Annotated in this window: 11 protein-coding genes; 9 read left to right on the top strand and 2 right to left on the bottom strand. The window is 60.3% G+C overall.

Going from position 1 to position 11,331, the window contains the following annotated elements:
• Nucleotides 1-45: 45 nt before the first annotated feature.
• From adk to MEB48_RS25675, 6 genes are all read left to right on the top strand, one after another.
• Nucleotides 46-693, top strand: a complete 648-nt coding sequence (gene adk, locus MEB48_RS25645; RefSeq protein ID WP_237886592.1) for an adenylate kinase — start codon at nucleotides 46-48, stop codon at nucleotides 691-693.
• A 93-nt stretch (nucleotides 694-786) separates the two neighbouring features.
• Nucleotides 787-1,461 carry a tRNA (adenosine(37)-N6)-threonylcarbamoyltransferase complex dimerization subunit type 1 TsaB gene (tsaB, locus tag MEB48_RS25650; protein ID WP_237886593.1) on the top strand — a complete coding sequence of 225 codons (675 nt, stop codon included), beginning with the start codon at nucleotides 787-789 and terminating at the stop codon, nucleotides 1,459-1,461.
• A 253-nt stretch (nucleotides 1,462-1,714) separates the two neighbouring features.
• Nucleotides 1,715-2,020 carry a hypothetical protein gene (locus tag MEB48_RS25655; protein ID WP_237886594.1) on the top strand — a complete coding sequence of 102 codons (306 nt, stop codon included), beginning with the start codon at nucleotides 1,715-1,717 and terminating at the stop codon, nucleotides 2,018-2,020.
• A complete protein-coding gene (locus MEB48_RS25660; protein WP_237886595.1) occupies nucleotides 2,020-2,880 on the top strand; it encodes a DUF72 domain-containing protein in 861 nt (286 codons plus the stop codon). The genes MEB48_RS25655 and MEB48_RS25660 overlap by 1 nt, the downstream gene beginning before the upstream one ends.
• 169 nt (nucleotides 2,881-3,049) lie before the next feature.
• Nucleotides 3,050-3,871, top strand: coding sequence for an isocitrate lyase/PEP mutase family protein (locus tag MEB48_RS25670; RefSeq protein WP_237886596.1), 822 nt, complete (start codon nucleotides 3,050-3,052; stop codon nucleotides 3,869-3,871).
• Nucleotides 3,872-3,873: 2 nt separating this feature from the next.
• Entirely contained in the window at nucleotides 3,874-4,569 is a 696-nt protein-coding gene (locus tag MEB48_RS25675) for an extensin-like domain-containing protein (RefSeq protein WP_237886597.1), read from the top strand.
• A 3-nt stretch (nucleotides 4,570-4,572) separates the two neighbouring features.
• Here MEB48_RS25675 and MEB48_RS25680 read toward each other — a convergent pair whose 3' ends face one another.
• Nucleotides 4,573-5,193, bottom strand: a complete 621-nt coding sequence (locus tag MEB48_RS25680) for an energy transducer TonB (RefSeq protein WP_237886598.1) — start codon at nucleotides 5,191-5,193, stop codon at nucleotides 4,573-4,575.
• Between the two features lie 93 nt (nucleotides 5,194-5,286).
• Between MEB48_RS25680 and MEB48_RS25685 the strand changes: the two genes are divergently transcribed.
• Nucleotides 5,287-6,069 (top strand): class I SAM-dependent methyltransferase, encoded by a 783-nt coding sequence (locus MEB48_RS25685; protein ID WP_095631693.1) that lies wholly within the window; start codon nucleotides 5,287-5,289, stop codon nucleotides 6,067-6,069.
• A gap of 120 nt (nucleotides 6,070-6,189) precedes the next feature.
• On the opposite strand, the gene MEB48_RS25690 is transcribed toward MEB48_RS25685, so the two are convergent.
• Complete coding sequence (locus MEB48_RS25690; RefSeq protein ID WP_237886599.1) at nucleotides 6,190-6,834, bottom strand: TetR/AcrR family transcriptional regulator; 645 nt, start codon at nucleotides 6,832-6,834, stop codon at nucleotides 6,190-6,192.
• A 93-nt stretch (nucleotides 6,835-6,927) separates the two neighbouring features.
• On the opposite strand from MEB48_RS25690, the gene MEB48_RS25695 reads away from it, so the two are divergent.
• Together MEB48_RS25695 and MEB48_RS25700 are read left to right on the top strand one after the other, a co-directional pair.
• On the top strand, nucleotides 6,928-8,028 hold the full coding sequence (locus MEB48_RS25695; RefSeq protein ID WP_237886600.1) for an efflux RND transporter periplasmic adaptor subunit: 1,101 nt from the start codon (nucleotides 6,928-6,930) through the stop codon (nucleotides 8,026-8,028).
• A 6-nt stretch (nucleotides 8,029-8,034) separates the two neighbouring features.
• Nucleotides 8,035-11,106: an efflux RND transporter permease subunit gene (locus tag MEB48_RS25700; protein ID WP_237886601.1), complete on the top strand. Its 3,072-nt coding sequence runs from the start codon at nucleotides 8,035-8,037 to the stop codon at nucleotides 11,104-11,106.
• The last annotated feature ends 225 nt before the right edge of the window (nucleotides 11,107-11,331 follow it).

Here is an 11,331-nt window from a genome sequence, read left to right on the forward strand (position 1 = left end):
GAGGCGAATCTGACGTTATCTATATAAAAATTGAGGAGCACATCGATGCGCGTCATTCTGCTGGGAGCTCCCGGGGCCGGTAAAGGTACTCAGGCTAAGTTCATCACCGAGAAATTCGGCATTCCGCAAATCTCCACCGGCGACATGCTGCGTGCTGCTGTAAAAGCCGGTACCGAGCTGGGTGTTAAAGCCAAAGGCATCATGGATGCCGGTGGTCTGGTCTCTGACGATCTGATCATCGCCCTGGTCAAGGACCGTATCGCGCAGCCTGATTGTGCCAACGGTTTCCTGTTCGACGGTTTCCCGCGCACCATTCCGCAAGCTCAAGCGCTGGTAGAAGCTGGCGTGGAGCTGGACCACGTGGTCGAAATCGCCGTCGATGATGAAGAAATCGTTCAACGTATCGCCGGTCGTCGCGTTCACGAGGCCAGCGGCCGTGTGTACCACACCGTCTACAATCCGCCGAAAATCGCCGGCAAAGACGACATCACCGGCGAAGAGCTGGTGCAGCGCAAGGACGACACCGAAGAAACCGTGCGTCATCGCCTGTCGGTCTACCACTCCCAGACCAAACCACTGGTGGAGTTCTACCAGGGGCTGGCCTCTGCGCAGGGCAAGCCAAAATACAGCCATATCCCGGGCGTTGGCTCGGTTGAAGCGATCACTGGCAAGGTGCTTGAAGCACTGAGCTGAAAAGTCTGATCGGCTTTATCTTCTACGGCCCGCTTGCGGGCCGTAGTTGTTTATACTGGCGCACTTTTTCTGACCTCTTTTACGGAAACATCGATGAGTACCTTGCTGGCCCTGGACACCGCGACTGAAGCTTGCTCCGTTGCCTTGCTGCATGACGGCAAAGTCACGAGTCATTACGAGGTGATCCCGCGCCTGCATGCGCAGAAGCTGCTGCCGATGATTCAGCAACTGCTGGCTGATGCCGGGATTACCCTGCAAGCAGTCGATGCCATTGCGTTTGGCCGTGGGCCGGGCGCGTTCACCGGTGTGCGGATCGCCATTGGCGTGGTGCAAGGTCTGGCATTTGCGCTGGATCGCCCGGTGTTGCCGGTCTCCAATCTTGCCGTACTCGCTCAACGGGCTTATCGCGAACACGGCGTCAGCCAGGTCGCAGCGGCCATCGATGCGCGTATGGATGAGGTGTATTGGGGTTGCTACCGCGAAACGGCGGGGGAAATGCGCCTGGTGGGCAACGAAGCCGTACTGCCACCGGAAGCCGCTGCGTTGCCGGCCGATGCCAGTGGCGAGTGGCTCGGCGCAGGTACCGGTTGGGGGTATGCCGAGCGCATTGCCGTCAATCTGAGCGGGCAAGACGCGGGCATGCTGCCCCACGCCGAAGACCTGCTGACGCTGGCGCGTTTTGCCTGGGAACGCGGTGAAGCGATCGTGGCTGATGAGGCACAACCGGTGTATCTGCGCGATAAAGTCGCGACCCCGAAAGCGCGTTAATCCTTGATGCCGAGTTGAGCCCTTCGCGGGCAAGCCTCGCTCCTACAGGTTTTGAACCAGTCGAAATATCGACGATATCCTGTAGGAGCGAGGCTTGCCCGCGAAAGCAATCTCCCCGGTGATAGCCAATCGTGAGTTTTCTACCCGCCGCTTTTAAACCTTTTCACTTTTATGTGTTCTAGTTATCACTCGGCAGTTTGCGAAGCGGGCTATGTGCCACTAAGCTGCCATCATTGATACCGGACATGTACTCATGCGTATAGACGGCGTTTCCTCTCAGTCCTACCCCATCAAGCGCAAGCCCCGCAACGGCCCTGTGGCGGATGACGACTGCGTCGATATCGACGGCGAGCTGGAAATTCCTTCCGAAGAGCAGTTGGCCGCCCGTGCCGCCAAAGCTTCCGCACAACGTCTGAGCAATCTTCCCGCGCGTCAACAAGACATGATCTATCACCGCGCGATGAGCAAAAGCGTGGCGATGGCACTGGCGAGTTACCTGAGCACCGCCACTTTTGTCGATTGGGATGCGGATGTACTGGGTCTCGATCTGTACATCTGATGTTGCTGCCTTACTACCTCGGCTGTCCGTCCTGGAGTGAAAACGCCTGGCGCGATTACTTGTATCCGCAAGACGCCAGACCCGCCGAGTTTCTCACTCTTTATTCTCAAGTGTTCAACGCCGTGGAAGGCAATACAACCTTCTATGCGAGCCCGTCTGCCGTCACTGTGCAGCGTTGGGCCGAGACCATGCCCGAACACTTTCGCTTCACCGCGAAGTTCCCCGGTGACATCAGCCACAGCGGTGACCTGCGCGAACAACTGAGCGCTGCCGAAACCTTCCTGCAATTGCTCAGCCCTCTGGGTGAACGGGTTTCTCCCCTCTGGCTGCAATTATCGAAAAGCTTCACCCCTCAACGCTTGTCCGAGCTGACCGGTTTTATCGACGCAGTGGACCGGCCCTTGGCGGTCGAAGTGCGGCACGATGAGTTCTTCGCCAAGGGCGATGCCGAGCGGATGCTCAATCGCCTGTTGCTGGATCGCGGTGTCGAGCGCATCTGTCTCGATCCGCGAGCGCTGTTCAGCTGCACCTCGACCGATCCTTCGGTGCTCCACGCCCAATCGAAAAAGCCCCGGGTGCCGCCTCGTCCCGCTGCGTTCACTCAATTCCCACAGGTGCGTTTCATCGGTCATCCTGTGCTTGAAGCCAACGATCCGTTCCTGGTGCCGTGGGTCGAGAAAATCGCTGTCTGGATCGAAGAGGGCCGCACGCCCTATATCTTCCTGCACACCGCCGATAATCTGCTGGCAGCGAAACTGGCGCGGCGTTTTCACGCACAACTGATGCTGCGTTTGCCTGGCTTGCCGCCGCTGCCTGAGCTATACAGAGAGCCCGCGGCCGAGCAACTTGGCTTGCTCTGAAGCGGCTTCGTTTCCTAATGCCAGCAGCTAAGGCGCAAAACCTGTGGGAGCGGGCTTGCTCGCGAAAGCGGAGTGTCAGACGACAACAATGTTGATTGTGCCGCCGTCTTCGCGAGCAAGCCCGCTCCCACACGCTTAACTTTCGTTTCCTCTTTTCAGGAGCCTGCCAATGGATGCGCAAACCCTTCGAGCCCAGGCGTTCAAAGCACTGCACGAACGCGAGGGCGCTTTTGTCATTCCCAACCCTTGGGACGCCGGCTCGGCGAAAATGCTCGCCAGCCTGGGCTTCGAGGCGCTGGCGACCACCAGTGCCGGTTACGCCTTTTCCCGGGGCCGTCCCGATGGCGGGCTGACCCTCGACGAAACTCTGGCGAACGTTGAGGCGATTGTCGCGGCCACTGATCTGCCGGTCGCGGTGGATCTCGAAAACGGTTTTGCCGATGCTCCCGCCGACTGCGCCCAAAGTATTGTGCGTGCGGCAAAGGCCGGTGCGGTCGGCGGTTCGATCGAAGACGCCACGGGGCGTGAGGACGGTCCGATCTACTGCTTCGAACATGCCGTCGCGCGTATCGAAGCGGCCGTCGCGGCGGCACGCAGTTTGCCTTTTCCCTTCGTGCTGACGGCGCGTGCCGAGAACTATCTGCACGGCAATCCTGACCTCGACGATACCATTCGCCGCTTGCAGGCATTCGCCGAGGCGGGGGCCGACGTGCTTTACGCACCGGGCCTGCGCAGCGCGGAAGAGGTCTTGGCGGTGGTTCGCGCCGTGGCGCCGAAACCGGTCAATGTGTTGATGTCCGGCGGGCTCAAACTGACGGTCGAGCAGTTGAGTGAAATGGGCGTCAAACGCATCAGCGTCGGTTCGGCCCTGGCCCTGGCGGCGTATGGCGAGTTCTTCCGCGCCGCCGAGGAAATCCAGCAACACGGGACCTTCGGCTTCACCTCCCGGTCGATGCCGTTCCAGAAGGCCAATCAATTGTTCAAAGGCTGACGATGCGGTTTCGCTGGGGGCTGTTGCTGGTGCTGTTGATCATCGGCGCTGCCGGGTTGGGCGTCTGGCGCGGCTGGGTTTCCATTCCCCCGCAATGGAACCCATGGGCGCCGCTGGACGTAAAGGCCGAACCGAACCTGCTGACTCGCTACAAACTGATGCGTCTGCGCGATGATCCGCCGCTATGCGACCAAGCCTTGAGCAGTTCCGGTTTACGGGTAACTCGTCAGGCCGACAGCCTGGACGCGGCCTGCCCGTTGACCAACACCTTGCGTGTGCACGGTGGCGAAGCGGCGCTGAGCAGCAGTTTCCTCGCCAGTTGCCGTCTGGCGGTAGCGTTCGCCTTGTTCGAGCGCCACGCCTTGCAACCGGCGGCTCAGGCTGTCTACGGGCAGACGGTGAAACGGGTCGACCACATCGGCAGCTTCGCCTGTCGCAACGTCTACAACCGCGAAAACGGCAGACGTAGCCAGCATGCCACGGCCGATGCCCTGGATATCAGCGGATTCCGGTTGGCGGACGGCCGATCGATCAGCGTGCTCAAGGATTGGCCGAAGGATAACCGGGACGCGCGATTTCTCCATCAGGTCCGCGACGGCGCCTGCGATATGTTCAGTGTGGTACTGAGCCCGGACTACAACGCCGCCCATCGCAATCACTTTCATCTGGATGTCGGGCCGTGGTGGCGGTGCCGCTGAGGGTCATGCGGCGATGCGCAGGTTCTGCAGAACGATCGGGCGTGCCCAGCCGTTATCGAAATCGAATTGTTTCTGTTGTTCCACCAGCTCTTCGGGCGAGAACGGCGGGAACGGTTTGTCCAGCAGGTCGAGTTCGAACTCGGCGATCGGCAAGTGCAACGGACGCGGTTGCGCTGCGGTGCCAGGCTCTGGCAGCGGTTGACCAGCGGTGAGTACGATCGGGCGAACCCAGCCGCTATCGAAGTTCTGTTGTTGCTGTTGCGCGACGATTTCTTGCGGTGGGAACGGCGGGAACGGTTTGTCGGCCAGGTCCATTTCGAATTCGGCAATCGGCAGGAACAGTGGCTCTGGTGGCCGGACTACGGTTTCTTTCACATCACATTCGCGCTGGGAAATGATGTGCGCCAGCAGCTCGCTGCCAACGGTCGGTTCGACCGGGCTGTCGAGATCGACCGGCGGAAAATTCAGCGATTCAGGCAGCACTTCACCCGACTGTTCGGCCAGCGCTCGGGCAAAGAAATCCTGCCAGATGTGGCTGACGCCGCTCAGTGCCTGGGTGTTTCGCAGGTTGTAGTCGCCGTAGGGCGAGATAAAACCTGTGAATGTGGATTGAATGTCTGACATTTCTCTCGGTCGACGCTCAGCTCTGGCAAAATGCTCGATAGTTTGGTTATCGGCCATTTTTGCCGATCATTAATTTTTTGAGCGTGTTTTCCCATGATTGAGCAACCTGCGGCCTGCCGCATCCATGTCGAGGCCTTGGGCACGACCTTTCAGCCACAGGCTGAGCAATGGGCCGAGCGCCTGGGGTTGCCGTTGCAGGTGGATGACGGCGAGTTTGCCTTGCAGGTGGGCGAGCAGGGGTTGCAGCTGCAACAACTCGGGCCGGATGCACCGGGACCGGTGCGCGTGGATTTTGTCGAGGGCGGCGCGGCCCATCGCCGGTTGTACGGTGGCGGCAGCGGTCAGATGATCGCCAAAGCGGTCGGCATCGCCCAAGGCGTGCGCCCGCGTGTGCTGGACGCCACGGCGGGGCTGGGCAAGGACGCGTTCGTGCTGGCCAGCCTGGGCTGCGAGATGAGCCTGATCGAGCGCCAGCCGCTGATCGGTGCGTTACTTGAAGATGGTCTGGCGCGCGGCGCGGAAGATTTCGACGTGGCGCCAATCGTGGCGCGGATGCGTTTGCTCAAGGGCAATTCGATCGAGGTGATGCGCAACTGGGAAGGCGAGCCGCCGCAGGTGATCTACCTCGACCCGATGTTTCCCCATCGCGAGAAAACCGCATTGGTGAAGAAGGAAATGCGCCTGTTCCGGCCGCTGGTAGGCGACGACCCGGACGCGCCGGCATTGCTCGAAGCGGCATTGGCCCTGGCCAGTCACCGGGTGGTGGTCAAACGCCCACGCAAGGCGCCGTGCATCGAGGGGCCGAAACCGAGTCATGCGCTGGATGGCAAGTCCAGCCGATACGACATTTATCCGAAGAAAGCGCTCAAACCCTGATTTGATACTGATCGTCCCCACGCTCTGCGTGGGAATGCCTCAATGGACGCTCTGCGTCCGCTTCGAAAGGGACGCGGAGCGTCCCGGGCTGCATTCCCACGCAGAGCGTGGGAACGATCATCAGACCGCCTCCGGTCGATAAGCCCGCATAAACAATCCCACCACTTCCCGCACATGGGCTTCAGCCGCATCCCCGATCACCGGCTCGCCGCAGCCATACAGCAGCCGGAAATTCCCCGCGCCCTTGAGCAGGCAAAAGAAATGCTCAGCCGCATTGCGCGTTTTATCGATGCTCAATGCGCCGCTCTGATTGATCTTGCTCAGCAACCCCTCCATGCCGTGCAGCACGCGCTCGGGGCCGGCCTCGAAGAAGATCTGCGAGAGTTTCGGGTCTTGGCTGCCCAGCGTAATCATCAGCCGGTTCAGGTTTACCGATTCGTCGCTGTTGATCAGTTGATGAAAGCCGCGCGCAATGTTCAGCAGCACGGTTTCCACCGCAATGCCGTCCGGCAATTCAAAAAACAGCGTTGGCAGTTGCTCCTCGCACTTAGCCATCACTGCGGCGGCGAACAGCGTTTCCTTGTCGTTGAAATGGCTATAGACCGTCAGTTTCGACACGCCGGCCTCGGCCGCCACGGCATCCATGCTGGTATTGGCGTAGCCCTTACTCAGAAACAGGATTTTCGCCGCATCGAGGATGGCCTGGCGTTTGGCCAGATCCTTGGGACGGCCCGGACCGTTGGGTGCTGAAAGATTGTTCGACATTCTTCGCTTTAATACTGGACTGGTGAGTTTGCTATTAATAACATACCGGCCAGTATAAATATTCCAAGCACCATTAGCGAAAGGTCCTTCACCATGTTCCGCTATGCCTTGTCCCTCGCATTGCCGGTCAGCCTGGCTTTTTTATTATCTGCGTGTGGCCATGAAGAGGCGCCTCAAGTCACCATCCGCCCGGCCATGGTCGTACAGCCAGAGCCTTCGGCTCAGGCCATGGAAAGTTATCCCGGTGAAGTTCGCGCCCGCTATGAGCCCGATCTGGCCTTCCGTATTGGCGGCAAAGTCAGCCGACGACTGGTCGAAGAGGGGCAGCGGGTCAAGGCTGACCAACCCCTGGCGGAACTCGATCCTCAGGACGTGCGCCTGCAACTGGAAGCTACCCGTGCCCAGGTCGCGGCCGCCGAAGCCAACCTGAGCCTGGTGCGGGCCGAGCGTGATCGCTACAAGACCCTGATGGAGCGGCAGATGGTCAGCCGTTCGCAGTACGACAATGCGGAAAACCTCTACCGCTCCGGTGAAGCACGCCTCAAGCAAATCAAAGCCGAATTCAACGTCTCGACCAATCAGGCCAGTTACGCGGTGCTGCGTGCGCCGCAGGATGGCGTAGTGGCCAAACGTGCGGTTGAAGTCGGGCAAGTGGTGGCGGCCGGGCAAACCGTGTTTACCCTCGCCACCGATGGCGAGCGCGAAGTGTTGATCAGCCTGCCGGAGCAGAGTTTCGGTCGCTTCAAGGTCGGCCAACCGGTCTCGGTAGAACTCTGGACCCAACCCGATCAACGTTTCCCCGGACGCATCCGTGAGTTGTCGCCTGCGGCCGATCCGAAATCCCGCACCTTCGCCGCCCGTATCGCTTTTACCGCCGGTAAGGTTCCCGCCGAACTGGGCCAGAGCGCCCGGGTGTTCATCCAGACCGCCGAAGTAGTGGCGTTGTCGGTGCCGCTGTCGGCGGTCACCGCGGAAAACGGTGCCACTTATGTGTGGGTGGTCGGCGCCAACAACACCTTGAAAAAAGCCCCGGTGCGGGTCGGTGCATTCGGCGAGAAAACCGTGCCGGTGCTCGAAGGCCTGAACGCCAGCGACTGGGTGGTGGCGGCCGGTGTTCATGTGCTTCACGACGGGCAGCAAGTGCGCCCGGTGGATCGCTCCAACCGCGTGGTCAATCTGGCGCACAAGGAGTAATCCCCGATGGGTTTCAATCTTTCCGAATGGGCGCTGCGTAACCGCCAGATCGTACTGTTCCTGATGCTCTTGCTGGCCGTCGTCGGCGCGTTGTCCTACACCAAACTCGGCCAAAGCGAAGACCCGCCATTCACCTTCAAGGCCATGGTGATTCGCACCAACTGGCCGGGAGCCACGGCTGAGGAAGTGTCGCGCCAGGTTACCGAGCGTATTGAAAAGAAATTGATGGAAACCGGCGAGTACGAACGGATCGCGTCGTTCTCCCGCCCGGGCGAATCCCAGGTGACGTTCATGGCTCGGGATTCGATGCATTCGGTGGAAATCCCGGAGCTCTGGTATCAGGTCCGCAAGAAGATCAGCGATATTCGCCATACCCTTCCACCGGGCATCCAGGGGCCATTTTTCAACGATGAGTTCGGCACCACCTTTGGCAACATCTATGCCCTGACTGGCGAAGGTTTTGATTACGCGGTGCTCAAGGACTACGCCGACCGCATCCAGATTCAGCTGCAACGGGTCAAGGATGTGGGCAAGGTCGACCTGCTCGGGTTGCAGGACGAGAAGATCTGGATCGAACTGTCCAACGTCAAACTGGCCACCCTCGGGTTGCCGTTGGCGGTGGTGCAGCAGGCGCTAGAAGAGCAGAACGCGATGTCCACCGCTGGCTTCTTCGAAACCACCAGCGAACGTTTGCAGCTACGGGTTTCGGGGAATTTTCAGACGGTCGATGAGATCAAGAACTTCCCGATCCGCGTCGGTGATCGCACATTCCGCATCGGTGATGTGGCGAACGTGCGTCGTGGCTTCAACGATCCACCGGCGCCGCGCATGCGCTTCATGGCTGAAGACGCCATCGGTCTGGCCGTGGCCATGAAGGGGGGTGGCGACATTCTGATTCTGGGCAAAGCGCTGGAAGTCGAATTCGCCCGGATCCAGAAAAACCTCCCGGCCGGCATGCAGCTGCGCAAGGTGTCCGATCAACCCGCGGCGGTGAAAACCGGTGTCGGTGAGTTTGTTCAGGTGCTGGTGGAGGCGCTGGCGATTGTGTTGCTGGTGAGCTTTTTCTCCCTCGGTGTGCGCACCGGTATGGTCGTAGCACTGGCGATTCCGCTGGTGTTGGCGATGACCTTCGCCTGCATGTATTACCTCGGAATCGGCCTGCACAAAATTTCCCTCGGCGCGCTGGTGCTGGCGTTGGGGTTGCTGGTGGACGACGCGATCATCGCCGTGGAAATGATGGCGATCAAAATGGAGCAAGGCTTCGACCGGGTCAAAGCCGCGAGCTATGCCTGGACCAGCACCGCGTTCCCGATGCTCACCGGTACGCTAATCACCGCTGCCGGTTTCCTGCCGATTGCCACCGCGCAATCGGGCACGGGTGAATACACCCGTTCGATCTTCCAGGTGGTAACCATCGCGTTGGTGGCGTCGTGGGTTGCCGCCGTGGTCTTTGTGCCTTATCTGGGGGAAAAACTCCTGCCGGACCTGGCGAAAATTCACGCCGCCAAACATGGTACCGGCGACGGCCAACCCGACCCCTATGGCACGCCGTTCTATCAGCGGGTAAGACGGCTGGTTGAATGGTGCGTGCGCCGACGCAAAACGGTGATCGTCCTGACCATCGTGATGTTCGTCGCGTCAGTGGTGCTGTTCCGTTTCGTGCCGCAGCAATTCTTCCCGGCTTCGGGGCGGCTGGAGTTGATGGTCGATCTGAAACTGGCCGAAGGTGCTTCGTTGAGCAACACCGCCGAGGAGGTCAAACGTCTCGAAGGCCTGCTCAAGGATCACGCCGGAATCGACAACTACGTGGCTTACGTCGGCACCGGTTCGCCGCGTTTCTACCTGCCGCTGGATCAGCAACTTCCAGCAGCGAGTTTTGCGCAGTTTGTCGTGCTGGCCAAAACCATTGAAGACCGCGAAACCCTGCGCACCTGGCTGATTGAAACCCTCAACGAACAATTCCCGGCCCTGCGTTCACGTGTCACGAGGCTGGAGAACGGCCCGCCGGTTGGTTACCCGGTGCAGTTCCGGGTGACCGGTGAGCACATCGAGGAAGTCCGCGCATTGGCCCGTAAAGTGGCGGCCAAGGTTCGCGAGAACCCACACGTGGTCAACGTGCATCTGGACTGGGAAGAGCCGAGCAAAGTCGTTTACCTGAACGTCGACCAGGACCGCGCGCGCGCGCTGGGTGTGAGCACGGCAAACCTCTCGGGTTTCCTGCGAAGCTCGCTGACCGGTGCCAGCGTCAGCCAGTATCGCGAAGACAACGAGTTGATCGAGATCCTGCTGCGCGGCACGGTGCATGAGCGCACCGAACTGGCGTTGCTGCCAAGTCTGGCCGTGCCGACCGATAACGGTCGCAGCGTGGCGCTGTCGCAGATTGCAACGCTGGAATACGGCTTTGAGGAAGGCATCATCTGGCACCGTAACCGCCTGCCCAACGTGACGGTTCGCGCCGACATCTACGGCAAGGAACAACCGGCGACGCTGGTGCAGCAAATCATGCCGACCCTCGATCCGATTCGTGCAGAGCTGCCAGACGGCTATCTGCTGGACGTCGGCGGTACGGTGGAAGACTCGGCGCGCGGGCAGAACTCGGTGAAGGCTGGTGTGCCGCTGTTCATCGTGGTGGTGCTGACATTGCTGATGCTGCAATTGCGCAGTTTCTCACGCACGGTGATGGTGTTTCTGACGGCGCCATTGGGGCTGATCGGGGTGACGCTGTTTCTGATGGTGTTCCGTCAGCCGTTCGGTTTTGTGGCGATGCTCGGGACGATCGCCTTGTCCGGGATGATCATGCGTAATTCGGTGATTCTGGTGGATCAGATTGAGCAGGATATCGCTGCCGGGCTTAAGCCTTGGCAGGCGATTATCGAGGCGACGGTGCGGCGCTTCCGTCCGATTGTGCTGACGGCGTTGGCGGCGGTGCTGGCGATGATTCCATTGTCGCGCAGTGTGTTTTTCGGGCCGATGGCGGTGGCGATCATGGGTGGGCTGATTGTGGCGACGGCGTTGACGTTGCTGTTTTTGCCGGCGTTGTATGCGGCTTGGTTCAGGGTCAAGCGGGAACCGGTGTGATTGTTTGATCCTTGGCGGCCTTTGGGCCGACCATGCTCTTGTTGGTGGGGGGCATATCCGTTGCTGCGGTCAGGGCGGCTGGTGGTTTCGCCCTTACGGCGAGTCACTTGGAAAAGCCCCAAGTAACCAAGGGCTTTTGCCCCTTTCGTTCGGTGCCTCGCTTAGGCTCGGCATGCCCTCGCTCCGGTCCTGCTCCGTGGGCCCGCCGCGATCGGCCATCCATGG

Source organism: Pseudomonas sp. PGPR40 (assembly GCF_022014505.1).
Lineage (GTDB): Bacteria > Pseudomonadota > Gammaproteobacteria > Pseudomonadales > Pseudomonadaceae > Aquipseudomonas.

Excerpts from the sequence above, each read along its gene's own strand:
- adk (WP_237886592.1), top strand. The coding sequence starts at position 46 with ATGCGCGTCATTCTGCTGGGAGCTCCCGGGGCCGGTAAAGGTACTCAG.
- tsaB (WP_237886593.1), top strand. The coding sequence starts at position 787 with ATGAGTACCTTGCTGGCCCTGGACACCGCGACTGAAGCTTGCTCCGTT.
- MEB48_RS25655 (WP_237886594.1), top strand. The coding sequence starts at position 1,715 with ATGCGTATAGACGGCGTTTCCTCTCAGTCCTACCCCATCAAGCGCAAG.
- MEB48_RS25660 (WP_237886595.1), top strand. The coding sequence starts at position 2,020 with ATGTTGCTGCCTTACTACCTCGGCTGTCCGTCCTGGAGTGAAAACGCC.
- MEB48_RS25670 (WP_237886596.1), top strand. The coding sequence starts at position 3,050 with ATGGATGCGCAAACCCTTCGAGCCCAGGCGTTCAAAGCACTGCACGAA.
- MEB48_RS25675 (WP_237886597.1), top strand. The coding sequence starts at position 3,874 with ATGCGGTTTCGCTGGGGGCTGTTGCTGGTGCTGTTGATCATCGGCGCT.
- MEB48_RS25680 (WP_237886598.1), bottom strand. The coding sequence starts at position 5,193 with ATGTCAGACATTCAATCCACATTCACAGGTTTTATCTCGCCCTACGGC.
- MEB48_RS25685 (WP_095631693.1), top strand. The coding sequence starts at position 5,287 with ATGATTGAGCAACCTGCGGCCTGCCGCATCCATGTCGAGGCCTTGGGC.
- MEB48_RS25690 (WP_237886599.1), bottom strand. The coding sequence starts at position 6,834 with ATGTCGAACAATCTTTCAGCACCCAACGGTCCGGGCCGTCCCAAGGAT.
- MEB48_RS25695 (WP_237886600.1), top strand. The coding sequence starts at position 6,928 with ATGTTCCGCTATGCCTTGTCCCTCGCATTGCCGGTCAGCCTGGCTTTT.
- MEB48_RS25700 (WP_237886601.1), top strand. The coding sequence starts at position 8,035 with ATGGGTTTCAATCTTTCCGAATGGGCGCTGCGTAACCGCCAGATCGTA.